Below are 23,298 nucleotides of genomic sequence, written 5' to 3' on the forward strand. Positions count from 1 at the left end.
ATGAAGTTTGAATAGAGCTTTGCCTCTACAGAATGAGGAAAAATAGTCGACCTAATGACTGAAGCAGAGTCCCCCTCTTTGCTTCAGTTTTTTTATGCACTTTTTTCTGAATGATTGGAAAAATGATTGATATTTTACTTAATTTTGGTTTAGAATGAAATATAAACGCTTACAATTCGTTTGTATTAAAGGGGGACAGGCACGATGAGTTTTGCTTTAATCAAGATGTGGTTTGCGCTTGGTTCAATGGGGCTCATGTTTTTAGCCGTTGTAACCATTTATCTGAGTAGATTTAAGCTGAAGAGCCGGTTTCTGAAAATAACAGCCTCAACTGTCGCGTACAGCTTAATGCTCATATCAGGTGTCATTGTGTTTTTAGTTGTATTTAGCGGGCCGGTCAATGAATAAAGAAAAAGGAAGAATGTGATGATCAAAGCAAAAATCAGTGTCATGCTGTTAACACTTATTTTACTTACGGGGTGCCTCTATCCAGAGAATCGCAAAGCTGAAAACCGCGTGCCATATAAAGAGCAGCTGCAAAGTGTGCAGACAGCGATTGAAGATTTTCAAAAAGCGACAAATGGCCTTTTGCCCATTGAAACAAAAGAAGGCGACACACCGATTTATCAGAAGTATGTCATTGACTTTAAGCGTCTGTCACCAAGATATTTACACGATGTACCGTCGACATCTTTTGAAGGCGGGGGCGAATATATCTATGTCCTCACAGACGTCGAACAAAATCCAACGGTGAAACTGCTTGATGTCAAAATGACACAAACGATCAGTGAATTACGTCTAAGGATCAAAATATATCAAGATGAACATACATATCCGCCATATGGCAAAGTAGTATCCAAAGATTTATATACGTTAAATGAAAAAAAACTAGGGTTAAAAGCACCGCCTACAGTGACGAGCCCTGTTACGGGTGAATCACTTCCATTACTGATTTCCTCAAATGGCGAAATCTATGTTGACTATCGCAGTGATTTTGCCCAGATTTTGAAAAATACGAAACAAAAGCTGAAACCAGGTGAAAATATTCAAGATGTCTATTGGCAGGAAACCCCGTTTGTACCAGCGTTTTCTGTTCCATATACGATCAACAAAAAAGGTGAGCCGGCTTTTTTAGAAAAAAAGACGTTATAAACAAGAATGAACCTTTCTCCTCTGCATATAAATGAGGAGAAAGGTTTTTTTATGGCTAAACATACTCTCAAAACAAAAAAGGTGTCATATTCAAATAGGACAACGTCATACACATATATTGTCCTGACACCTTTCAAGCACCGTTTGATTGAAGTATAGAGTATTTTATTTGAAAACGAGGATAGCAAGTCCGGGAGGGGATCACTTGGAAAAAGTCGATATTTTCAAGGATATCGCTGAACGAACAGGAGGCGATATATATTTAGGAGTCGTTGGAGCTGTTCGTACAGGGAAATCTACGTTTATTAAAAAGTTTATGGAGCTCGTGGTGCTCCCGAATATCAATAATGAGGCAGACCGTGCAAGAGCACAGGATGAATTGCCGCAAAGCGCAGCAGGAAAAACCATTATGACCACAGAGCCAAAATTTGTGCCAAATCAAGCGGCATCCATTCACGTGAGCGACGGCCTGGATGTCAACATTAGGCTTGTCGATTGTGTAGGCTACACCGTGCCTGGTGCACGCGGCTATGAAGATGAAAATGGTCCGAGAATGATTAATACGCCGTGGTATGAAGAGCCAATCCCGTTTCATGAAGCAGCGGAAATTGGTACACGCAAGGTCATTCAAGAGCATTCAACGATTGGTGTTGTGATTACAACAGATGGATCAATTGGGGAAATCCCAAGACATGACTATATTGAATCAGAAGAACGTGTCATTGACGAACTCAAAGAAGTTGGAAAGCCGTTTATTATGGTGATCAACTCTGTGAGACCTTATCACCCTGAAACAGAAGCACTGCGGCAGGAACTTAGTCAAAAATATGATATTCCTGTACTCGCGATGAGTGTCGAAAGTATGAGAGAACAAGACGTTCTCAGTGTACTTCGTGAAGCATTATATGAATTTCCAGTGCTTGAGGTGAATGTGAACCTGCCAAGCTGGGTCATGGTACTAAAAGAAGATCATTGGCTAAGAGAGAGTTATCAGGATTCAGTGAAAGAAACCGTCAAGGATATTAAGAGATTAAGAGATGTTGACCGAGTGGTAGGTCAGTTCAGTGAATTCGATTTTATCGAAAGAGCGGGCTTAGCAGGCATTGAAATGGGTCAGGGGATCGCAGAAATTGATCTGTATGCGCCGGATGATCTATATGATCATATCCTAAAAGAAGTGGTTGGTGTGGAAATTAGGGGCAAAGATCACCTTCTTGAGCTCATGCAAGATTTTGCACATGCGAAAACGGAGTATGATCAAGTGTCTGACGCTTTGAAAATGGTGAAGCAGACTGGTTACGGAATTGCGGCACCAGCTTTGTCAGATATGAGTTTAGATGAGCCGGAAATCATTAGGCAAGGATCAAGATTCGGCGTCAGATTAAAAGCAGTCGCGCCATCTATTCATATGATTAAGGTAGATGTAGAAAGTGAGTTTGCGCCGATTATCGGAACAGAAAAACAAAGTGAAGAGCTCGTCCGATACTTAATGCAAGACTTTGAAGATGATCCGCTTTCTATCTGGAATTCCGATATATTTGGACGCTCACTCAGCTCGCTTGTCAGAGAAGGCATTCAAGCAAAACTCTCGCTAATGCCGGAAAATGCAAGGTATAAACTAAAGGAAACGCTTGAACGAATTATTAACGAAGGATCAGGCGGTCTGATCGCGATTATTCTATAGGATGTGAGACCTCTCATTGATGGGGGTCTTTTTTTGCGTGCGGGTGAAGTCATAAAAAGACAATTGTATAAAGATTAGTCAGATTCAGGCTGAAATTAGGAATATTCGTTCGCAAAAGTGCCCTTAATCCTTGACGAATAAGGATTCTTCCCTTTAAAATGCTTGATATGGTATTTCATATGTGTTAATCTACTTACAGAAAATCTTCACTTTGTTGGACAAACATTCCTTCAAAGAGAAGTTTTCTAATGAAAAGCCATGTATGACGCTTTCTAGACGCTCTTTTTTTCAAAAAAAGTGTATAGAAAGAAGATGAATTGTGAAGAAATGATAACAATCTATTGAATGCATATTTTTGGGAGGAGGTGAAAGGCATGAACAAGACAGAACTTATTAACGCGGTTGCTGAAGCAAGCGAGTTATCTAAAAAAGACGCGACAAAAGCAGTTGATTCTGTTTTTGATACAATTTTAGATGCACTTAAAAATGGTGACAAAATCCAACTTATTGGTTTTGGTAACTTTGAAGTACGTGAGCGTTCAGCTCGTAAAGGACGTAACCCACAAACTGGTGCAGAGATCGAAATCCCTGCAAGCAAAGTACCTGCTTTCAAACCAGGTAAAGCACTTAAAGACGCGGTGGCAGGTAAATAATCGTTATGTGTAATGATCCTATTGAAGGAGTTATACATATACAGTTTCACACTGGTCTAGAAAAGCCCCTTTGATAAGGGGCTTTTCCTTTTGAATCAAATGGTTTGTTTAGAACGCTCTCCTTTGCTTTTAGGATCTGAAGTGTGCTAGAATCTGAATGAAATGTAATCGCCTTTGGAGGATATAATACATGAGTGAAATAAATAAAGAATTAATCGAACACGCGGTACGCGATATATTAAAAGCAATCGGAGAAGATCCAGATCGTGAAGGACTTCTTGATACCCCAAAACGAGTAGCAAAAATGTATGAAGAAGTGTTCTCGGGATTAAATGAAGATCCAAAAGAACATTTTAAAACCATTTTTGGTGAAGATCATGAAGAACTCGTTCTTGTCAAAGATATTGCTTTTCATTCAATGTGTGAACACCACCTTGTGCCATTCTATGGCAAAGCCCATGTCGCTTATATTCCGCGCGGCGGAAAAGTAACGGGACTCAGCAAGCTGGCAAGAGCAGTAGAGGCCGTGGCAAAGCGCCCGCAGCTTCAGGAACGCATTACATCAACGATTGCAGACAGTATGGTAGAAACCTTAAATCCACATGGTGTGATGATTGTCGTTGAAGCAGAGCATATGTGTATGACGATGCGCGGAGTGAAGAAGCCCGGCGCTAAAACAGTCACTTCAGCCGTACGCGGTACATTTGCAAATGATGCGGCAGCAAGAGCAGAAGTGCTTTCATTTATTAAAAACGACTAATCCATAGATGGAAGGTGAACAGATTGAGTGAAAATAAAGCATCTGATTTTGTGGTGATTAAAGCCATTGATAATGGTGTCAATGTGATCGGCTTAACTAGAGGTTCCGATACAAGATTTCACCATTCCGAAAAGCTCGATAAAGGTGAAGTCATTATCGCACAATTTACTGAGCACACATCAGCCATCAAAGTGCGGGGCGATGCTGTCATTCAAACAAGCTTCGGTGAAATTCAAAGCGAAGCAAAGAAATAACGCACGACTATGCACTTGATAGCATGAAAGTCAGGCCTGATATGGTATAATAAATCTCTATACAATGTAGAGAGCTACATATGAAACTGTAATTTTTGGGACAAGGGTGATATCTTTGCAAGACATCTACGGAATTTTATCTAATCTGAATATAAAATTAAACAAAAAGCTTTCTCATCCTTATTTGGCGAAGCATTTGCGTGCGCCGCTCATCGATGAAGATAAGCTCCTTCTTTTTCATGCAATGTTTGATGAAGCTCAAATCGATGCTGAGAAAAAAGAAAATTATATTTTAACGGCGATGCTTGTGCAAATTGCCCTTGATACCCATGACGAAGTCACAACTGCTGCAGCCATCAAACAAGACGAGTTCAAAAATCGTCAGTTGACCATCCTAGCAGGAGACTATTTCAGCGGTCTCTATTACTCTCTTCTCTCTGACATGAAAGATATTTACATGATCCGCACTCTCGCCACGGCGATCAAAGAGATTAATGAACATAAAATTAGACTATATGATCGATCCATTCAAGATGCAGCCCACTTTTATAAAAGTGTTGCTACAGTGGAATCTGCGCTATTCCAAAGAATTTCTGAGCACTTTCAATTGACGCATTGGAATGAAATTGCAAGTCGCTTCCTTGTTTATAAACGTTTTATGAAACAAGCAGAAGACGACAAACATTTAAAACTTTTTTTGAACGATAGCTATACGGACGCCTATACATGTTTTGACAACTTTGAGAATGAAGGCTATGAAAAGGCCAAACGATCAATCAAGGAGCATCTAGTTTCATCTCCGATCGTTCAAAAAGAGCTATTAAATCGCTTGGATCATATGAAAAATGAACCTGCGTACCATCAGAAAGTGGAAGAAGGGTAAGTCATGCAGCAATCAAAAGAACAGCGAGTACACGGTGTATTTGAAAAAATTTATAAAAACTATGACCAAATGAACTCTGTCATTAGCTTTAAACAGCATAAAAAATGGCGCGATAAAACAATGAAGCTCATGAATGTTCAAAAAGGAGCCAAAGCACTAGATGTATGCTGCGGAACTGCCGATTGGACGATTGCGCTTGCAGACGCTGTTGGAGAAACAGGCGAGGTCAAAGGTCTTGACTTCAGTAAAAATATGCTGAGTGTTGGCGAAACGAAGGTGAAAACAGGCGGCTACAATCAAATTGAGCTGCTCCACGGCAATGCAATGGAGCTTCCTTTTGAGGACAACTCATTTGATTATGTCACAATCGGTTTTGGCCTTCGAAATGTCCCTGATTATTTAACAGTGCTAAAGGAAATGACACGAGTGGTAAAACCCGGTGGAATGGTTGTCTGCCTTGAAACATCACAGCCTGAGATGATTGGGTTTAAACAAGGGTATTATGTCTATTTCAAATACATCATGCCGCTCTTTGGCAAACTGTTTGCCAAAAGCTATCAGGAGTATTCATGGCTTCAAGAATCAGCCAAAACGTTCCCTGGCATGAAAGAACTGGCGTCTCTTTTTGAAGAGGCCGGTCTATCTGATGTCTCGTATCATCCATTTACAGGCGGTGTAGCAGCAACACATATCGGAAAGAAGCTTTGAATAAACGATATTTGGGTGAAAATAATGAAACTAAAAGCAATGATTTCTTTTCTAAATCATGATATCGATATAATTGAAAAAGAGCTTGAACAAACCGTTCGCTCTGATTATGCATTATTAAGTGAAGCCGGTCTTCATTTGCTGCAAGCGGGCGGAAAACGAATCCGCCCCGTTTTTGTTCTCCTTTCAGGCATGTTTGGTGACTATGATATTAATAAAATTAAATATGTAGCCGTAGCGCTTGAATTAATTCATATGGCATCACTTGTCCATGACGATGTCATTGATGATGCAGAACTGAGAAGAGGAAAACCGACGATTAAAGCAAAATGGGACAACAGAATTGCGATGTACACGGGGGATTACTTATTTGCAAGGTCACTCGAGTACATGACGAAAATCAATCACCCAATGGCACATGAAATTTTGTCAAAAATGGTCGTCGAGCTCTGTCTTGGGGAAATAGAACAAGTCAAAGATAAATACAACATGGACCAAAACCTTCGTACATATTTAAGAAGAATTAAGCGAAAAACAGCCTTGCTTATTGCAGGCAGCTGCCAATTAGGTGCGATTGCAGCTGGAACAGATGAAAAAACACATAAAGCCCTTTACTGGTTTGGGTACTATGTTGGTATGTCGTACCAAATCATTGATGATGTCCTTGATTTTACATCAACTGAAGAAGAATTAGGCAAGCCTGTTGGTGGGGACCTTTTACAAGGAAATGTCACTCTTCCTGTTTTATATGCGCTTCAGAACCCGACGTTAGAAGGTCAGTTGAAGCTGATCAATAGTGAAACGACGGAAAAGCAGCTGAAACCTGTGATTGAACATCTCAAACAAACAGATGCGATCGACCGTTCCATTCGAGTGAGTGAAATGTACTTGAAAAAAGCATTTGAACAGCTCGATCAACTTCCGCGTGGGCGGGCTAAATCTTCATTAGCGTCGATTGCAAAATATATTGGTAAACGAAAATTCTGATCAACGTTTCGTTGATTGGTTTTTTTGTGAAATTTTTTGTCAAAAATTGATTATTATAAAAAAAAATGATACGATCACTTTGTAACAATGTAAGCCTATACATACATAACGACGGGGTGGAAAACGTATATGGACAAAACATTTCTTATGGTCAAACCTGATGGTGTGGAAAGACAATTAATCGGTGAAATTGTGTCAAGATTCGAAAAAAAGGGGCTTCAGCTTGTTGGAGCAAAGCTCATGAGCATTCCAAAAGAAGTAGCAGAAACACATTACGGAGAGCATAAAGAAAAACCATTTTTCGGTGAATTGGTTGACTTTATTACGTCAGGACCTGTATTTGCGATGGTATGGCAAGGTGAACAAGTCGTAGACGTAACAAGGCAGATAATTGGAAAGACAAATCCGAAGGAAGCGCTTCCGGGAACAATAAGAGGCGACTATGGATTAACTGTTGGCAAAAACATTATCCATGGCTCAGACTCACCAGAAAGTGCCGAAAGAGAAATCAACCTTTTCTTTAAACAAGAAGAACTGACAAACTGGGATCAAACGATCTCAAGCTGGATTTATTAATGTTCAAGCCAAAGTGTTCATCAAATGATCACTTTGGCTTTTTTATATTGAGATTTCTATACGAATTTTCGCATGAGATGATACAAATTTATGATAAAAACAGCTATACTAGGACAAAGATAGATGAGACAGGAGAGGACATTGATGGATCAGTATCAAGTATTTGTTGGGAAATGGAAAAAACTAACTGGGGTAGATCTGAACTTATATAAAGAAGCACAAATGAAACGAAGATTAACATCCCTTTATGATAAAAAAGGATATAAAGATTTTGAGGCATTTGCGTCTGCTCTTGAAAAGGACAAAGCGCTATTAGATGAAACGATGGATCGAATGACGATCAATGTGTCAGAATTTTACCGAAACTATCAGCGCTGGGAAGTACTTGATCAAAAAATCCTGCCGTTGCTTTCAAAAAACAGTGGCACCCTAAAAATATGGAGTGCAGCTTGCTCTACTGGAGAAGAGCCATATACACTCTCAATGCTGCTATCAAGCCATCCGCTTGTGAAGGACTTCCAAATTATTGCAACGGATATTGATGATAAAGTCCTGCAATCTGCGCAAAAAGGAAGATATCATGAACGATCTTTGCAAGAGGTGCCAGATCAAATCAAGCAAAAATATTTCACCAAAGAAGATTCTTCATTTTACACGGTGAAGGATGAGATTCGAAAGCACATTCAATTTAAGAAACACAACCTTTTAGCAGATCCATATGAAAAACAGCTGGATCTCATCGTGTGCCGAAATGTCCTCATCTACTTTACAGAAGAGGCGAAAGAAGAAATTTACTTAAAAATGAGCAGCAGTTTAAAGCAAAACGGCGTATTATTTGTTGGTTCTACAGAACAAATTTTTCACCCAGAAAAGTTTGGATTAACCTCTGCTGATACTTTCTTTTATCAAAAGAAGGGGTAGTAGCTGACTTTTTAGTAGGAAGTGTGTTATTATAGTTTTACTTAAAAGCGTTAATGCGATGAAGGGAGAATAAGTCATGAGGTACTTAACAGCAGGTGAATCACATGGTCCACAACTGACCACAATTATTGAAGGAGTTCCAGCGGGACTTTACATAGAGCAGGATGACATCAATTATGAACTGGCTAGAAGACAAAAAGGTCATGGCCGCGGAAGAAGAATGCAAATTGAAAAAGATCAAGCGAAAGTGTTAAGTGGTGTTCGCCACGGGAAAACATTAGGTTCTCCTATTGCACTTGTTGTTGAAAATAATGATTGGAAGCACTGGACAAAGGTCATGGGTGCAGAGCCGATTACTGAAGAAGAAGAGAGTGAAATGAAGCGTCAAATCTCTCGTCCAAGACCAGGGCATGCGGATTTAAATGGTGCGATTAAATATGGTCACCGTGATATGAGAAACGTATTAGAGCGCTCATCAGCACGCGAGACAACGGTTCGTGTAGCAGCAGGTGCAGTAGCGAAACAAATTTTGGCTCACCTTGGAATCAAAGTGGCTGGTCACGTCCTTGAAATTGGTGGAGTAAAAGCTTCCCATACCGCTTATGAATCTATTGAAGATTTGCAAAAAGTAACAGAAGAATCACCTGTTCGCTGCTATGACAGTGAAGCTGGTCAAAAAATGATGGATGCCATTGACGAAGCGAAGAAAAACGGCGATTCAATTGGTGGTATTGTCGAAGTCATCGTTGAAGGGATGCCAGTTGGAGTCGGCAGCTATGTGCACTATGACCGCAAACTGGATAGCAAGCTTGCAGGCGCAGTACTGAGTATCAACGCTTTTAAAGGTGTTGAATTCGGTATTGGCTTTGAGGCAGCTTCTAAAAATGGCAGTGAAGTTCATGATGAAATCATCTGGGATGAAGAAAAAGGCTATACGAGAAAAACAAACCGCTTAGGTGGTCTTGAAGGCGGAATGTCAACTGGCATGCCAATCGTCGTAAGAGGGGTTATGAAACCAATCCCAACCTTATACAAACCATTGCAAAGCGTGGATATTGAAACAAAAGAACCTTTCTCTGCAAGTATTGAACGTTCTGACAGCTGTGCTGTTCCAGCCGCAAGTGTTGTGGCAGAAGCAGTCGTTGCATGGGAAATCGCCAATGCAGTGGTTGAGCAGTTTGGTCTTGATCAAATTGACCGCATTAAAGAAAATGTGGACAAAATGCGCCAGCTTCAGAGGGAGTTTTAATGAAAACACTGGAAGTGAAGACGTCTTCAGCCACTTATCCTGTATATATCGGTGATGGGATTAGACAAAATATCGTAGACTTGATTACTTCCACTGGGCGATCCTACACGAAGCTCTTTATCGTGACAGATTCAGCCGTCGATGCCCTTTATGGAGATGAAATGGTTCAATTACTGAAACAGAAATGGTCTGTACAAAAAGTAGTGGTGCCAAACGGAGAACAATCAAAATCTTTTGCACAGTTTGAGCAGATTCATACGAAAGCCATCCAATTTCAACTCGACCGCTCCTCATGCATCATTGCATTAGGAGGCGGGGTGATTGGAGACTTGGCTGGCTTTGCTGCTGCCACTTATATGAGAGGCATTGATTTTATTCAAGTACCAACCACGCTGCTTGCACATGATAGTGCAGTCGGCGGAAAAACCGGAATCAATCATCCGCTCGGCAAAAATTTAATTGGTGCGTTTCATCAACCGGCTGCTGTCATTTATGATACAAGTATGCTAGAGACACTCTCACCAATAGAGCTGAGATCAGGCTTTGCAGAAGTGATAAAACATGCACTGATTTCAAGTGAAGTCTTTTTATCAGAACTGATGTCCATTCGTTCGTTGACAGAATTATCAAAGGATGAACTGGCACATATGCTTTATCAAGGGATTCAAGTGAAAGCATCCATTGTTCAAGAAGATGAAAAAGAACAAGGTGTGCGGGCATACTTGAATTTAGGTCATACACTAGGGCATGCCATTGAAGCGGAGTATGGATACGGTGCGATCACGCATGGAGATGCCATTGCAATTGGCATGCAGTTTGCTTTATATGTCAGTGAAAAAGAGCAAGGACTCAGTCTAGATCGCGAGAAACTTAAAGTGTGGATGAAAGAACTAGGGTTCCCAGTACAAGTCACACAAACGATTTCAACCAAAACATTTGTCGATCGCATGATTGGTGATAAGAAGGCAAGAGGCGGGAGTGTTCAGTTTGTTTTGCTAAAACAAGTTGGAGACGTCACCCTGCAATCTTTCACAAAAGATGAGCTGTATCACTGGCTCGAAGAATGGAAACGGGAGGAGGGCTGTCTATGATGTTTCGCGGGATACGCGGGGCTACAACTGTGACAGAAGATACAGAAACAGAAGTGTTAACCAAAACGAAGCAGCTGCTAGAAGCGATCATTTCAAAAAACCAAGTAGATCCAGAGCGTGTCGTGCAGATCTTGATTTCAGCTACACAAGATATTCACTCTGTTTTTCCAGCAAAAGCACTCAGGCAGTTTGAAGGATGGACCTATGTGCCTGTCACTTGTATGCAAGAGCTTGACATTGATGGAGGTCTAAAGAAGTGTATTCGCGTTTTAATGACCGTTCAGACAGATGTCAAGCAGGAAGACATCCAGCATGTATACTTGGAAGAGGCTGTCACGCTTCGGCCTGATTTACAGTTGACAAAAAACAAGGAATTATAATACGATATGAACAGCCGAAGTTTACACACAGGTGTGAACGGCATTGCAAGCTTAGAGAAGATGAGAATGAGACTAGGGTAGTTGAGATGAGTAGAGTTGAGCAGAGATACGATACTTCTATTTAATCATACTGCCTAAAAGAGCGAAGCCTCTTTTAGGCTTATTTCGTATACTCAAACAAATCCTCAAGATGTCCCCTCATTCTCCTTAATTCCATTTAAGGAGTGTGCTTATGAAATCCCAATCAAACCTTACCCAATTTTTAAGAGACAGTCAGTTTTACAAAACCATCCCGATTGTTGAAACCATTACAGTTGATACGCTCTCACCCATTCAAATTGTTGAGAAACTGAAACAGGATATTGTGTATTTGCTAGAAAGCAAAGACGAATCTTCTAGCTGGTCGAGATATTCCTTTATCGGATTACATCCTTTTTTAACATTACATGACGAGCAAGACCATTATATTGCTCGTGACGCTGCAGGAAAGTCAGTGATGCAAAAAGCGGAGCTGAAAGAGTTGCTTGACTGGATGAAAGAGCAATATCAAATCAAGACACCTGAAATTGATATCCCATTTACTGGCGGAGCCGTAGGGTACTTAAGTTACGACCTCATTCCCAACATTGAGCCGTCTGTCAAGCCGCATCCGAATGCATCAACAACAGATAATTGCACATTATTTGTTTGCCAAACAATGATCGCATTTGATCATGAAACAAACCAAGTTCATTTTATTCAGTACACGCAGCTGAACGGTCATGAAACAGACGAAGAAAAAATTCTGGTTTATCGAGAAAATCAAAAGCAGCTTGAACTGATGGTACAGCAGCTTCATACAAAAATTGATATGAAAGAATTGATTATCTCAGGGAATATGAATGAATCCCCTTCGTTTGAACAGGTGACGTCTACCTATGAAAAAGCAAAATTTTTAAAGGATGTCGAAAAAATCAAGGAGTATATTCGAGCGGGTGATATCTTCCAGGGTGTACTTTCTCAGCGTTTTGACATTCCAGTGACAGTGAGCTCATTTGAATTATATCGTGTGCTTCGGATCGTCAATCCATCACCGTATATGTATTTTATGAAATTAAAAGATCGAGACTTAGTGGGAAGCTCGCCAGAACGATTAATCCATGCGAAAAACGGTCACTTAGAAATCCATCCAATTGCTGGTACAAGAAAACGAGGAATGACAAAAGAAGAAGATGATGCACTAGCAAGAGAGTTGCTCGATGATGAAAAAGAAAAAGCAGAACATTACATGCTAGTGGATCTGGCTCGAAATGATGTGGGGCGTGTAGCAGAATACGGCAGTGTGTCTGTCCCAACTTTTACAAAAGTCGTGAACTTTTCGCACGTCATGCACATTATTTCTATTGTGACAGGGAAGCTGAAGCAGGATACACATCCAGTAGACGCGCTTATGTCCGCTTTTCCAGCAGGCACATTGACAGGCGCCCCAAAAATTAGGGCGATGCAATTATTAAACGAAATGGAGCCTGAGCCAAGAGAGACGTATGGCGGCTGTATTGCCTATATTGGTTTCGACGGCAATATCGATTCCTGTATTACCATACGCACAATGAGCGTCAAACATCAGACTGCTTCTATACAAGCAGGTGCCGGCATTGTCGCTGATTCCGTTCCAGAAAACGAATGGGAAGAGACATGTAATAAGGCAGGAGCACTTCTAAAAGCCATTCAGCTTGCTGAACATATTTTCTCAGAAAAGGAGAGTGTGCCAAATGAATCAACGACTATCAGCTCTTGTTAATGGAGGAAAACTATCAGAAAAAGAAGCGAATGGCCTGATGCATGATATGATGAGCGGCTCGTTAACAGATGCTGAAGTCGCTGCTAGTCTATCTATTTTAGCGCATCGAGGAGAAACAGCCGAAGAAATGACAGGCTTCGTGAAAGCCATGAGGCAGCATGCAGCACCAGTAGAAAGGTCACTTGATGTCGTTGATACGTGCGGTACAGGAGGCGATGGTTTATCAACATTTAATATATCAACAGCCGCCGCCATCGTTGCTTCGGCTGCTGGGGCGAAAATCGCCAAGCACGGAAATCGTTCCGTTTCCTCTAAAAGCGGGAGTGCTGACGTGCTAGAATGTCTTGGTATTCAAATTCAATCCACACCTGAAGAAACAAGACGACAAATACAGCAGAAAAACATGGGCTTTTTATTTGCACCGCTCTATCATTCTTCTATGAAACAAGTAGCCGCTGTACGCAAGCAGCTCGGATTTCGGACGGTATTTAACTTATTAGGACCGCTTTGCCACCCGATGCAGGCCAAAAAGCAAATCATCGGTGTGTATGCAAAGGAAAAGGCAAAGCTCATGGCGAAAGCTCTTGCTCCTTTAGAGCCAGAACATGTCCTGTTTGTTTGCGGAGATGATGGGCTGGATGAATTAACCATTACAGCAAATTCATACATCATTGAACTCAAAAAAGGTGTCATGACAGAATATACGTTAAACCCAGAAGACTTCGGACTTGAAAAAGGGCATTTATCAGACATTCAGGTCCAATCACCAGAAGAAAGCGCCAAATTGATTCAGAATATATTGAATTATCAAGCAGGTGGAGCGCCGCTTCATATTACAGCGCTTAATGCTGGGGCCGCATTATATGTGGCAGGAAAAGCAGAGAGTCTGATGGCAGGAACAATGAAAGCATTAGAAACGATCAAAAACGGATCAGCTAAAGAACAATTAGCCCGTCTAAAACAAAAAACGAAAGAGGAAGAGATCTATGCTTAATGAAATTATCGCCCGTAAAAAAGAACATGTGCAAACCTTGCAATTACCTGAGGAAGGACATTATGAAAGACAATCATTTAAAGAAGCCCTTATGAATCCTCACCGCTCGATCGGACTGATTGCTGAGGTGAAAAAAGCGTCTCCTTCCAAAGGCATCATTCAGCCTCATTTTGATCCTTTACAGACAGCAAAAGCATACGAAGCATCAAATGCAGATTGTTTATCTGTCTTAACGGATGAACCGTTTTTCCAAGGGAAAAACGAATATTTGTCTCTTATTAAAGAACACATCACACGTCCTATTTTAAGAAAAGATTTCATTATTGACTCTATACAAGTAGAAGAATCGAAACGGATAGGGGCAGATGCCATTTTATTAATTGGAGAGGTGCTTGAGCCGCAAAAGCTGTATGAGCTCTATACAGAAGCGAAAGAAAAAGGAATGGATGTCCTCGTTGAAGTACATGCAGCACATACACTAGAAAAGATTTTACACCTATTCACTCCTGAGATCATCGGTGTGAACAACCGGAATCTCAATACGTTTACAACAACTGTTGAACAAACAAAAGAGATCGCGCCACTTGTTCCAAAAGACGTATTACTAGTAAGTGAAAGTGGCATAAAGACATTTGATGATCTGACCTTTGTGAAACAGCACGGAGCAAACGCCGTTCTTGTTGGTGAATCTTTAATGAGGGAACGATCACAGGAGAAAGCCGTTCAGGCATTGTTCGGAGAATGAAGAAAATTAAGCCTTACTTAAAATATTGCGGTGCTGTCTCACAAGAGGATGTCGCATGCATCTCGCAATCTCAAGCGGATGCCATCGGTTTTATTTTTGCGCCGAGTAAAAGACGAGTTGATCCAGATCAAGTGAAACACTGGCTGTCACAAGTAAAATGCAAAAAAGAGATAGTGGGGGTATTTGTGAATGAAAAAACACCAAAAGTGTGCGAGATCACAAACAACCTCCCCTTAGATATTGTGCAGCTTCATGGCGATGAGACGCCAGAAGTTGCAAATGACATTAAACAGCATACGAAGGCGCTCGTTTGGAAAGTGTTCCATCACGAGCCCGATGTAAACGACACACTTGAACATATGACGGCATTCGCTCCAAGTGTCGACGGTTTTCTCATTGATGCGAAAGTAAAAGGAATGAGAGGCGGTTCTGGAACAGCTTTTGCATGGGAGGCGGTGCCTTCATATGTTCAGCATGCAAAACAACTGGGAAAAACTTGCGCCATTGCTGGCGGGATCACGCCAGACACCATAATAGATCTGCTTGCTTTTGGTCCAGACGTCATAGACCTTTCAAGCGGTATAGAAGAAAACGGGAAGAAAAGCAGTACAAAGATGAAAGCGCTCGAAGAAAGGATGTTGAACCATGTACGCATATCCAAATGAGATTGGCAGATATGGAGAATTTGGAGGGAAATTCGTTCCTGAAACGCTCATGCAGCCACTAGAAGAGATCGAACAAGCTTTTCGTGAATTAAAAGAAGACCCTGCTTTTCAAAAGGAATATATATCGCTTTTGAAAAACTATTCAGGCAGACCAACCGCACTCACATATGCTGATCAATTATCGGCATATCTCGGCGGTGCTAAAATCTATTTAAAAAGAGAAGATTTAAACCATACAGGCGCTCATAAAATTAACAATGCGCTTGGGCAGGCACTGCTAGCGAAAAAAATGGGGAAATCAAATATTATCGCCGAAACAGGAGCAGGTCAGCACGGTGTAGCTGCTGCAACAGTGGCGGCAAAATTCGGTTTATCCTGCACTGTATTTATGGGAAAAGAAGATGTGGAAAGACAATCACTCAATGTGTTCCGAATGAAACTACTCGGCGCTGAAGTCATACCTGTTACTAGCGGGAACGGAACATTAAAGGATGCAACCAATGAAGCCATCCGCTATTGGGTCCAGCATTGCAGTGACCACTTTTATATGATTGGCTCAGTCGTTGGACCTCATCCGTATCCTCAAATCGTCAGTGAATTTCAGCGGATGATCGGAGATGAGGCAAAAGCACAGATACTTGAAAAGGAAGGGCAGCTTCCTCATAAAGTCGTTGCCTGTGTTGGCGGCGGAAGCAATGCGATAGGAATGTACCGGGCGTTCTTAGATGAAGAGGTCGATATCATTGGTGTAGAAGCTGCTGGGAAAGGAATCGACACTCCGCTTCATGCAGCAACCATCACGAAAGGGACAAAAGGTGTCATACATGGATCTTTGACATACTTGATCCAAGACGAATTTGGTCAAATTATTGAGCCTTATTCGATTTCAGCTGGATTAGACTATCCGGGGATTGGGCCAGAGCATGCGTATTTGCATGCGAGCGGCCGGGTTCAATATGTGAGTGCGACAGATCAAGAAGCACTAGATGCGTTAAAGCTGCTCACAGAAAAAGAAGGAATCCTGCCAGCGATCGAATCTGCACATGCTTTAGCAAAAGCGTTTGAAATGAGCCAGAACATGAGTGAAGACGACATTGTTCTTGTCTGTTTGTCAGGCAGAGGAGATAAGGACGTGCATACATTAATGAATGTGCTTGAAAGTGAGGGTGAAACAAAATGATCACATTTCAATTAGAGCAAGGTCAGAAATTATTTATTCCATTTATTACAGCGGGTGATCCATCAGAAGAGATCACCATTGATTTAGCCCTCGCGCTTCAAGCAGCAGGGGCACATGCGATTGAACTAGGTGTTCCGTATTCCGATCCGTTAGCGGACGGCCCCGTCATTCAAAGAGCTTCTAAAAGAGCACTTCATCATGGTATGAATATCGTAAAAGCGATAGAATTAGCAGGAAAGATGAAAAAAAACGGCGTAAAAATTCCTGTAATTCTATTTACGTATTATAATCCTGTGTTACAATTAGACACAGAATACTTTTTCGCTTTACTGCGCAAAAATCATATTTCGGGACTCTTAACACCCGACTTGCCTTTTGAAGAGAGCAGCGAGCTACAGAAGAACTGTCAAGCACACGACATTTCATATATATCACTCGTTGCACCAACAAGCAAGGAACGATTAGAAAAAATTGTAGAGCAGGCAGAAGGTTTTGTGTATTGTGTTTCATCTCTCGGCGTCACAGGTGTCAGACAATCTTTCGACGCATCGATTACAGATTTTATTCAACAAGTGAAACAGTTGAGTCAAATACCAGTTGCTGTAGGTTTTGGTATTTCAACAAGAGAACAAGTAGACTCAATGAATAAAATGAGTGATGGTGTCGTTGTCGGCAGTGCGCTTGTCAAAAAAATTGAAGAGCTTCAAGAACAATTAGTAGCAAGTGATACACGCCAAGAGGCTTTAAGAGAATTTGAAACATATGCAAAAACATTTAGTCCCCTCTATTCATTCAAATGAGGTGAAACATTTTGCAAATCAAAGATCAATTAAAACAGCTAAAACCGTATCAACCTGGGAAACCAATTGAAGAGGTCAAAAAAGAATATCAATTAGACAAAATTGTGAAATTGGCTTCAAATGAAAACCCTTTTGGATGTTCCACACATGCAAGAGAGGCTATACAAGCTGAACTTGAACATTTAGCGATTTATCCAGACGGATACAGCGCAAGTTTAAGAACGGAACTGGCTGAGTTTCTTCAAGTAAATGAAAAACAATTAATATTCGGGAATGGCTCAGATGAACTTGTGCAAATTATTGCTAGGGCATTCCTTGATCAACATACAAATACGGTGATCCCATCTCCGTCATTCCCGCAATACCGTCACAATGCAGTAATTGAGCATGCAGAGATTAGAGAAGTACCACTTCTAAATGGTGGAGCTCATGATCTAAAGGGAATGCTGGATGCGATGGATGACAACACAAAAGTCGTTTGGGTGTGTAACCCGAACAATCCGACAGGAAATCATTTGTCAGAATCTGAGCTAGTATCGTTCTTAGATCAAGTGCCTGCTCATGTGCTTGTCGTTCTAGATGAAGCATATTTTGAATATGTCCGCGCAGAAGACTTTCCGAACAGTTTATCTCTATTAAAAGCCTATCAAAATGTCATTGTATTGCGCACATTCTCTAAAGCATATGGACTTGCGGCACTTCGAGTAGGTTATGGGGTTGCTTCAGAGGAATTGATTACCGCCATTGAACCTGCGAGAGAGCCATTTAATACAAGTCGTATCGCTCAGGCAGCTGCACGTGCAGCCATTAAAGATCAAGACTTCATTCAATCGTGCAGACAAAAAAATGAAGCAGGTCTTAAACAATATCAAGAATTTGCAGACCGTTTTGGATTATTTATCTATCCATCTCAAACAAACTTTGTGCTGATTGATTTTAAAAGAGATGCAGATGAGCTGTTCAATGCACTTTTGAAAAAGGGCTATATCGTTCGATCTGGTCAAGCTCTCGGATTCCCAACTTCTTTACGTATTACTGTTGGAACAAAGGAGCAAAATGAAGAAATCCTAACTACACTTGCCGATTTATTACAAGGCATTCGTGCGTAGCATAACAATGAAGTCATATCCTGTTTATGGGATATGGCTTTCGTTGTAACTCATCCAATATACATATAAGCTAGAAACAGCTTGTTTAATTTTCGCGAAAAATCAGGTGATGAACATGAATGAAGCAAACGAAACCATATTAATCGCTGGGCTCGGTTTAATTGGTGGTTCTATTGCACTGTCGATTAAAAAAGAATTTCCACATAAAAAAATTGTAGGCTATGATGTCTCTAAAGAACAAATGATTGCTGCAACAAAACTAGGGATCATCGACGCGACTGCCGAGTCCTTTATGGAAGGCTTAAATGAAGCAGCAACGATTATTTTGGCAACGCCAGTACAACAAACCGTCAAAATGTTAAGTGATATTGCAGCATCTGGAATTGAAAGAGAGCTCACGATTACGGATGTAGGGAGCACAAAGCAAAAGGTCGTTCACTTTGCTGAAAAAACGTTGCCTGATCATTACCAATTTATTGGCGGGCATCCGATGGCAGGGTCTCATAAATCAGGTGTCATTGCAGCGAAAGACTTTTTATTTGAAAATGCATTCTACATTTTAACGCCAGCAAAGGTAACAAGTCGTCAGGCTGTTGACCGTTTGAAGGATCTGCTGAAGGGAACCAATGCTCATTTCATTGAAATGACACCCGAAGAACATGATGCTGTGACAAGTGTGATTAGTCACTTTCCACACATCGTCGCTGCCAGTCTTGTGCATCAAGCGCATCATTTTGAAGAAGAATTTCCTCTTGTAAAACGGTTTGCTGCAGGAGGCTTTCGAGATATTACCCGTATTGCATCAAGTAATCCTGCAATGTGGCGCGATATCCTTTTGCATAATAAAAACAAGATTTTAGACCGGTTCTATGAATGGAAAAAAGAGATTGACCGCATTGAATCCTTTGTGCAACAAGAAGATGCTGAGGGGTTATTCTCTTATTTCCAAGAGGCCAAGGAATATCGCGACGGCCTGCCTCTGAGGAAAAAAGGAGCGATCCCTGCTTTTTATGATCTTTATGTCGATGTGCCGGATCATCCTGGTGTTATTTCGGAAATTACAGGATATCTAGCAAATGAAAACATTAGTATTACAAATATCCGTATTATTGAAACGCGAGAAGACATTAACGGGATTTTACGCATCAGTTTTCAAACAGATGACGATCGAAAGCGGGCAGAACTCTGTATAAAAAATAGAGCAAATTACGATACATTTTATGCTGATTGAGGTGAGGAACATGAAAATTCATAAAAGTGCTCCTATGAATGGAGAAATTCATATTCCAGGAGATAAATCCATTTCTCATAGATCTGTGATGTTTGGCGCTATTGCTGACGGGACTACAGTAGTAAAAAACTTTCTTCCTGGCGCTGATTGTTTAAGCACGATTGATTGTTTTAGAAAGATGGGTGTAGACATCGAGCAAAAAGGTACAGATGTTGTCATTCATGGTAAGGGACTAAAAGGACTTAAAGAGCCGAGCGATATTCTCGATGTTGGTAACTCTGGCACGACCATTCGTTTAATGATGGGAATCTTGGCTGGCTGTGAGTTCCACAGTACGCTGATCGGAGACGAAAGTATTGCCAAAAGACCGATGAAACGGGTAACAGGTCCGCTAAAACAATTGGGAGCCAAGATAGATGGCAGAGCAAATGGCGAGTATACACCACTTTCTATACGTGGGGGTAATTTAAAAGCTATCTCTTATGAGTCTCCAGTTGCCAGTGCCCAGATTAAGTCGGCTGTCCTTCTAGCTGGGCTGCAGGCAGAAGGAACAACGACGTTAACTGAACCGCATAAATCAAGAGACCATACCGAAAGAATGTTATCAATGTTTGGTGTCTCGCTACATGAAGATGCACAAAGTGTTGCAATTGAAGGTGGACAAACGTTAAAAGCAACAGATGTATTTGTCCCTGGAGATATTTCTTCAGCTGCATTTTTCTTAGTGGCTGGATCTATCGTTCCAAACAGCCGGATTGTATTGAGAAATGTCGGTTTGAACAAAACGAGAACTGGTATTATAGATGTGCTAAAACAAATGGGTGCAGACCTCGACATTCAAGAAGTGGATGCTAAAGGCGGAGAACCGTACGGTGATTTAACGATCTCTACCTCTTCATTAAAAGGGATCGACATTTCAGGTGATATGATCTCTAGACTCATCGACGAAATTCCTATTATTGCGCTCCTAGCTACTCAAGCAGAAGGAACAACGATCATTAAAGATGCCGCTGAATTAAAAGTGAAAGAAACCAATCGTATTGATACAGTCGTTTCAGAACTTAAAAAACTAGGTGCTCATATTGAAGCAACAGATGATGGAATGAAGATTCATGGTAAAACGAGCCTTAAAGGCGGCGCAGTCGTCTCAAGCTACGGAGATCATCGAATTGGTATGATGTTAGGAATTGCGGCATGTATAACAGAGCAAGCAATCGAGATTGAAGATACAGATGCAGTACGTGTATCTTACCCAAATTTCTTTGAACACATTGAATACTTAACGCAAACAGTCTGAGGATTTCCTCAGGCTTTTTCTTTCCTTTTGCATATTTGAAAGAACTATAGCATAGCTTGTCTCAAGGTGAAACCTTGAAAAAGAGCATTTTGCTGATTCAAAAACAATTTTTTAGTGTATTCGGTTTACAAATCGTCAGTTTAGTAAAGTATTGATTGAAAAAGAGTCTTCAAAACACAAAAATGGCTTCATGTTAAAAGAGCAACATATTTGCTGGATATGCAGCTGTCGATTATGATATGAAGTAACAACAGTTTAGGTTTTTGGAAACAGAAAGGAACGGTTTGATTTGAATAGTTCATTACAAGAAGCCATAAAATTAGTTGAGGCGGGTGAGACTGAAAAGGGACTCCAAACACTTGCTCAAGCAGAGAAGCATCTTCATGATGAAGAAAAAGCGCAGGCAGCTCAGTTATATTATGACTGGGGAGATATTGATAAAGCGCGGAATCTCATTAGTGATTTACATGATTTATATCCAGAAGAAACAGGATTAACCTGTTTTTATGCAGAGTTGTTAATAGACTCTGATGAAGAAGAGAAGGCAATAGCAGTTCTTGAAACGATTCCTGAAGATGACGATGCGTATCCAGAGAGTTTATTGTTAATGGCAGATTTGTATCAAATGCAAGGACTATTTGAAGTCAGTGAACAAAAGCTTTTAAAAGCGAAAGAGTTACTACCTCATGAAGCCGTCATTGATTTTGCTTTAGGGGAATTGTATTTTTCTCAAGGCCTTTCAAAGAAAGCAGCCGACTATTTCTACAAAGTGGCCGATCAACAAAATGAAATTGGCGGTGTCAATGTATATCAGCGGCTCGCTGAATCATTAAGCACAGCTGGAGAATTTGAAGATGCCCTTGAATGGTATGAAAAGGCTGTAAAGGATCAAGTGGATCCAAATACACTTTTTGGCTACGGATTTACAGCGATGAGGGCTGGCAGAACGAAAACGGCTATTCAGCAGCTTTCTGAACTAAAAGATATTGATCCTTCGTATTCGTCACTTTATATGCCTTTAGCTAAAAGCTATGAGGAAGAAGGACTATATCATGAAGCTTTAGAGATAGTAAAAGAAGGAATTAAAGTGGATGAGTATAACAAAGAGTTATATTTATATGGGGCAAAGATTGATTTGAAAAATGGCCATTCGGAAGATGCGAAAAAATTGCTTCAAGAAGCACTTGCTCTTGATCCAGGATATATTGAAGCGGTTCAAACGCTGCTTGCGATCTATTTAAATGAAGAGCTGTTTGATGAAATTCTGGATGTGATTAAAGAGGTTAAAAGTTTTGGGGAAGAAGATCCAAAATGGAATTGGTATGCTGCTTCTGCTTCTGTCGGACGAGAAGAATATGATGAAGCCGCTGAGTATTTCAAACTTGCTCTGCCTGATTTTGATGAGGAACGTGACTTTTTATATGAATATGCTTCGTTCCTTTTAGAAGAAGGCAGACAAAAAGAAGCCTTGCCGTTATTACGAAAAGTTCTTCAGAAAGATGGCACGAATGAAGAAATTGAAGAAACGATTTTAAGAATTGAAGACGAAATTTCCTTATAGTTTGCAGGAATGAAGAACTGGTTTGTTGAATAATTCATGTATAGCAATTTAATTTACGATAGAGGAGGGAATAACATGCAGACCCCTGTTTCTGTCAATGAAAAGAAGGAATTTATCCGGTGGTTCTTAAACCATTATCAGTTAAAGCGAAGAGAGTGTGTTTGGATATTAAATTATTTAATGAGTCACGACTCTTTGATGGAAAAGGTTCATTTTGTAGAGCAAGCAGAATTTTGCCCAAGGGGAATTATTATGTCAACACACTGTGTGGATGAAGTTCCCTTTAGATTTTATAAAGAAAATATCATGACGACAGATGCAGAAAAATCATTTCATGATATTCGTTTGAATAAACAGCAAGATTTGTTTATTCAATTGAATTTCCGATCTGCATATCGTTCGCCGGAATATGCCGCTGTACTTGAAACAAATCCTCATATTCCTAAAGATCTTTATGAAAATGAAAAAGATAAAGATCTTGCTGAGAAAGTGCTAGAGCATTCTATTGCTACTTTCCAAAAAGAACGGCTGATGAAAGAAATCGATGAAGCGCTTGACCGTCATGATCAAGAAACATTTAATAAGTTAGCAAAAGAATTAAGCCTATTATCATAAACCAAGCCAATAAGCCTTGCCCT

25 protein-coding genes are annotated in these 23,298 nt (G+C 40.6%); all 25 read left to right on the top strand.

Going from position 1 to position 23,298, the window contains the following annotated elements; all coding sequences use genetic code 11:
• Window positions 1-204: 204 nt before the first annotated feature.
• The 25 genes from ACSBQP_RS02390 (at window position 205) to ACSBQP_RS02510 (ending at window position 23,275) form a co-directional block, all read left to right on the top strand.
• On the top strand, window positions 205-408 hold the full coding sequence (locus ACSBQP_RS02390; protein ID WP_017367508.1) for a DUF2768 domain-containing protein: 204 nt from the start codon (window positions 205-207) through the stop codon (window positions 406-408).
• 18 nt (window positions 409-426) lie between these two features.
• Complete coding sequence (locus ACSBQP_RS02395) at window positions 427-1,152, top strand: hypothetical protein (RefSeq protein ID WP_052320781.1); 726 nt, start codon at window positions 427-429, stop codon at window positions 1,150-1,152.
• A gap of 205 nt (window positions 1,153-1,357) precedes the next feature.
• The gene (spoIVA, locus tag ACSBQP_RS02400; RefSeq protein ID WP_008344534.1) at window positions 1,358-2,836 is read left to right on the top strand and encodes a stage IV sporulation protein A; all 1,479 of its coding nucleotides are present in this window, start codon (window positions 1,358-1,360) and stop codon (window positions 2,834-2,836) included.
• Window positions 2,837-3,210: 374 nt separating this feature from the next.
• Window positions 3,211-3,489 (top strand): non-specific DNA-binding protein Hbs, encoded by a 279-nt coding sequence (hbs, locus tag ACSBQP_RS02405; protein WP_003215863.1) that lies wholly within the window; start codon window positions 3,211-3,213, stop codon window positions 3,487-3,489.
• A 190-nt stretch (window positions 3,490-3,679) separates the two neighbouring features.
• Window positions 3,680-4,249 (top strand): GTP cyclohydrolase I FolE, encoded by a 570-nt coding sequence (gene folE / locus ACSBQP_RS02410; RefSeq protein WP_003215789.1) that lies wholly within the window; start codon window positions 3,680-3,682, stop codon window positions 4,247-4,249.
• A gap of 23 nt (window positions 4,250-4,272) precedes the next feature.
• Window positions 4,273-4,503 (top strand): trp RNA-binding attenuation protein MtrB, encoded by a 231-nt coding sequence (gene mtrB / locus ACSBQP_RS02415; protein WP_008344541.1) that lies wholly within the window; start codon window positions 4,273-4,275, stop codon window positions 4,501-4,503.
• A 115-nt stretch (window positions 4,504-4,618) separates the two neighbouring features.
• Window positions 4,619-5,386, top strand: a complete 768-nt coding sequence (locus tag ACSBQP_RS02420) for a heptaprenyl diphosphate synthase component 1 (protein WP_007500958.1) — start codon at window positions 4,619-4,621, stop codon at window positions 5,384-5,386.
• A 3-nt stretch (window positions 5,387-5,389) separates the two neighbouring features.
• Window positions 5,390-6,094, top strand: coding sequence for a demethylmenaquinone methyltransferase (locus ACSBQP_RS02425; RefSeq protein WP_007500957.1), 705 nt, complete (start codon window positions 5,390-5,392; stop codon window positions 6,092-6,094).
• A gap of 24 nt (window positions 6,095-6,118) precedes the next feature.
• Complete coding sequence (gene hepT / locus ACSBQP_RS02430; RefSeq protein ID WP_007500951.1) at window positions 6,119-7,081, top strand: heptaprenyl diphosphate synthase component II; 963 nt, start codon at window positions 6,119-6,121, stop codon at window positions 7,079-7,081.
• Between the two features lie 129 nt (window positions 7,082-7,210).
• A complete protein-coding gene (gene ndk, locus ACSBQP_RS02435) occupies window positions 7,211-7,657 on the top strand; it encodes a nucleoside-diphosphate kinase (RefSeq protein ID WP_003216015.1) in 447 nt (148 codons plus the stop codon).
• Between the two features lie 144 nt (window positions 7,658-7,801).
• A complete protein-coding gene (locus ACSBQP_RS02440; protein WP_008344547.1) occupies window positions 7,802-8,578 on the top strand; it encodes a CheR family methyltransferase in 777 nt (258 codons plus the stop codon).
• Window positions 8,579-8,654: 76 nt separating this feature from the next.
• A complete protein-coding gene (gene aroC / locus ACSBQP_RS02445; protein ID WP_007500947.1) occupies window positions 8,655-9,827 on the top strand; it encodes a chorismate synthase in 1,173 nt (390 codons plus the stop codon).
• Window positions 9,827-10,918 (top strand): 3-dehydroquinate synthase, encoded by a 1,092-nt coding sequence (gene aroB, locus ACSBQP_RS02450; RefSeq protein WP_007500945.1) that lies wholly within the window; start codon window positions 9,827-9,829, stop codon window positions 10,916-10,918. The genes aroC and aroB overlap by 1 nt, the downstream gene beginning before the upstream one ends.
• Complete coding sequence (aroH, locus tag ACSBQP_RS02455) at window positions 10,915-11,298, top strand: chorismate mutase (protein WP_008344549.1); 384 nt, start codon at window positions 10,915-10,917, stop codon at window positions 11,296-11,298. Before aroB ends, aroH begins: the two co-directional genes overlap by 4 nt.
• Before the next feature lie 232 nt (window positions 11,299-11,530).
• Window positions 11,531-13,078, top strand: coding sequence for an anthranilate synthase component I (gene trpE, locus ACSBQP_RS02460; protein WP_046343849.1), 1,548 nt, complete (start codon window positions 11,531-11,533; stop codon window positions 13,076-13,078).
• Window positions 13,050-14,072: an anthranilate phosphoribosyltransferase gene (gene trpD, locus ACSBQP_RS02465; RefSeq protein ID WP_017359755.1), complete on the top strand. Its 1,023-nt coding sequence runs from the start codon at window positions 13,050-13,052 to the stop codon at window positions 14,070-14,072. Before trpE ends, trpD begins: the two co-directional genes overlap by 29 nt.
• On the top strand, window positions 14,065-14,817 hold the full coding sequence (gene trpC / locus ACSBQP_RS02470; RefSeq protein ID WP_435028158.1) for an indole-3-glycerol phosphate synthase TrpC: 753 nt from the start codon (window positions 14,065-14,067) through the stop codon (window positions 14,815-14,817). Before trpD ends, trpC begins: the two co-directional genes overlap by 8 nt.
• Window positions 14,814-15,482: a phosphoribosylanthranilate isomerase gene (locus ACSBQP_RS02475; protein ID WP_017359753.1), complete on the top strand. Its 669-nt coding sequence runs from the start codon at window positions 14,814-14,816 to the stop codon at window positions 15,480-15,482. The genes trpC and ACSBQP_RS02475 overlap by 4 nt, the downstream gene beginning before the upstream one ends.
• On the top strand, window positions 15,463-16,662 hold the full coding sequence (gene trpB / locus ACSBQP_RS02480; protein WP_007500937.1) for a tryptophan synthase subunit beta: 1,200 nt from the start codon (window positions 15,463-15,465) through the stop codon (window positions 16,660-16,662). The genes ACSBQP_RS02475 and trpB overlap by 20 nt, the downstream gene beginning before the upstream one ends.
• Window positions 16,659-17,462, top strand: a complete 804-nt coding sequence (trpA, locus tag ACSBQP_RS02485; protein WP_017359752.1) for a tryptophan synthase subunit alpha — start codon at window positions 16,659-16,661, stop codon at window positions 17,460-17,462. Before trpB ends, trpA begins: the two co-directional genes overlap by 4 nt.
• A gap of 11 nt (window positions 17,463-17,473) precedes the next feature.
• Window positions 17,474-18,571 carry a histidinol-phosphate transaminase gene (gene hisC, locus ACSBQP_RS02490; protein ID WP_017359751.1) on the top strand — a complete coding sequence of 366 codons (1,098 nt, stop codon included), beginning with the start codon at window positions 17,474-17,476 and terminating at the stop codon, window positions 18,569-18,571.
• 115 nt (window positions 18,572-18,686) lie between these two features.
• The gene (locus ACSBQP_RS02495) at window positions 18,687-19,802 is read left to right on the top strand and encodes a prephenate dehydrogenase (RefSeq protein ID WP_035391662.1); all 1,116 of its coding nucleotides are present in this window, start codon (window positions 18,687-18,689) and stop codon (window positions 19,800-19,802) included.
• Window positions 19,803-19,812: 10 nt separating this feature from the next.
• A complete protein-coding gene (gene aroA / locus ACSBQP_RS02500) occupies window positions 19,813-21,099 on the top strand; it encodes a 3-phosphoshikimate 1-carboxyvinyltransferase (RefSeq protein WP_046527075.1) in 1,287 nt (428 codons plus the stop codon).
• Between the two features lie 289 nt (window positions 21,100-21,388).
• Window positions 21,389-22,660: a tetratricopeptide repeat protein gene (locus ACSBQP_RS02505; RefSeq protein ID WP_035702924.1), complete on the top strand. Its 1,272-nt coding sequence runs from the start codon at window positions 21,389-21,391 to the stop codon at window positions 22,658-22,660.
• Between the two features lie 75 nt (window positions 22,661-22,735).
• Complete coding sequence (locus ACSBQP_RS02510; protein WP_008344562.1) at window positions 22,736-23,275, top strand: ReoY family proteolytic degradation factor; 540 nt, start codon at window positions 22,736-22,738, stop codon at window positions 23,273-23,275.
• Window positions 23,276-23,298: the final 23 nt, after the last annotated feature.

The sequence above is a fragment of the Bacillus sp. G402 genome (assembly GCF_051172515.1).
Classification (GTDB): Bacteria; Bacillota; Bacilli; order Bacillales; family Bacillaceae; genus Bacillus; species Bacillus altitudinis.

What these genes read in the sequence shown, in the direction of transcription:
- ACSBQP_RS02390 (WP_017367508.1), top strand. Translation starts at nt 205, where the DNA reads ATGAGTTTTGCTTTAATCAAGATGTGGTTTGCGCTTGGTTCAATGGGG.
- ACSBQP_RS02395 (WP_052320781.1), top strand. Translation starts at nt 427, where the DNA reads ATGATCAAAGCAAAAATCAGTGTCATGCTGTTAACACTTATTTTACTT.
- hbs (WP_003215863.1), top strand. Translation starts at nt 3,211, where the DNA reads ATGAACAAGACAGAACTTATTAACGCGGTTGCTGAAGCAAGCGAGTTA.
- folE (WP_003215789.1), top strand. Translation starts at nt 3,680, where the DNA reads ATGAGTGAAATAAATAAAGAATTAATCGAACACGCGGTACGCGATATA.
- ACSBQP_RS02425 (WP_007500957.1), top strand. Translation starts at nt 5,390, where the DNA reads ATGCAGCAATCAAAAGAACAGCGAGTACACGGTGTATTTGAAAAAATT.
- hepT (WP_007500951.1), top strand. Translation starts at nt 6,119, where the DNA reads ATGAAACTAAAAGCAATGATTTCTTTTCTAAATCATGATATCGATATA.
- ndk (WP_003216015.1), top strand. Translation starts at nt 7,211, where the DNA reads ATGGACAAAACATTTCTTATGGTCAAACCTGATGGTGTGGAAAGACAA.
- ACSBQP_RS02440 (WP_008344547.1), top strand. Translation starts at nt 7,802, where the DNA reads ATGGATCAGTATCAAGTATTTGTTGGGAAATGGAAAAAACTAACTGGG.
- aroC (WP_007500947.1), top strand. Translation starts at nt 8,655, where the DNA reads ATGAGGTACTTAACAGCAGGTGAATCACATGGTCCACAACTGACCACA.
- aroB (WP_007500945.1), top strand. Translation starts at nt 9,827, where the DNA reads ATGAAAACACTGGAAGTGAAGACGTCTTCAGCCACTTATCCTGTATAT.
- aroH (WP_008344549.1), top strand. Translation starts at nt 10,915, where the DNA reads ATGATGTTTCGCGGGATACGCGGGGCTACAACTGTGACAGAAGATACA.
- trpE (WP_046343849.1), top strand. Translation starts at nt 11,531, where the DNA reads ATGAAATCCCAATCAAACCTTACCCAATTTTTAAGAGACAGTCAGTTT.
- trpD (WP_017359755.1), top strand. Translation starts at nt 13,050, where the DNA reads ATGAATCAACGACTATCAGCTCTTGTTAATGGAGGAAAACTATCAGAA.
- trpC (WP_435028158.1), top strand. Translation starts at nt 14,065, where the DNA reads ATGCTTAATGAAATTATCGCCCGTAAAAAAGAACATGTGCAAACCTTG.
- ACSBQP_RS02475 (WP_017359753.1), top strand. Translation starts at nt 14,814, where the DNA reads ATGAAGAAAATTAAGCCTTACTTAAAATATTGCGGTGCTGTCTCACAA.
- trpB (WP_007500937.1), top strand. Translation starts at nt 15,463, where the DNA reads ATGTACGCATATCCAAATGAGATTGGCAGATATGGAGAATTTGGAGGG.
- trpA (WP_017359752.1), top strand. Translation starts at nt 16,659, where the DNA reads ATGATCACATTTCAATTAGAGCAAGGTCAGAAATTATTTATTCCATTT.
- ACSBQP_RS02495 (WP_035391662.1), top strand. Translation starts at nt 18,687, where the DNA reads ATGAATGAAGCAAACGAAACCATATTAATCGCTGGGCTCGGTTTAATT.
- aroA (WP_046527075.1), top strand. Translation starts at nt 19,813, where the DNA reads ATGAAAATTCATAAAAGTGCTCCTATGAATGGAGAAATTCATATTCCA.
- ACSBQP_RS02510 (WP_008344562.1), top strand. Translation starts at nt 22,736, where the DNA reads ATGCAGACCCCTGTTTCTGTCAATGAAAAGAAGGAATTTATCCGGTGG.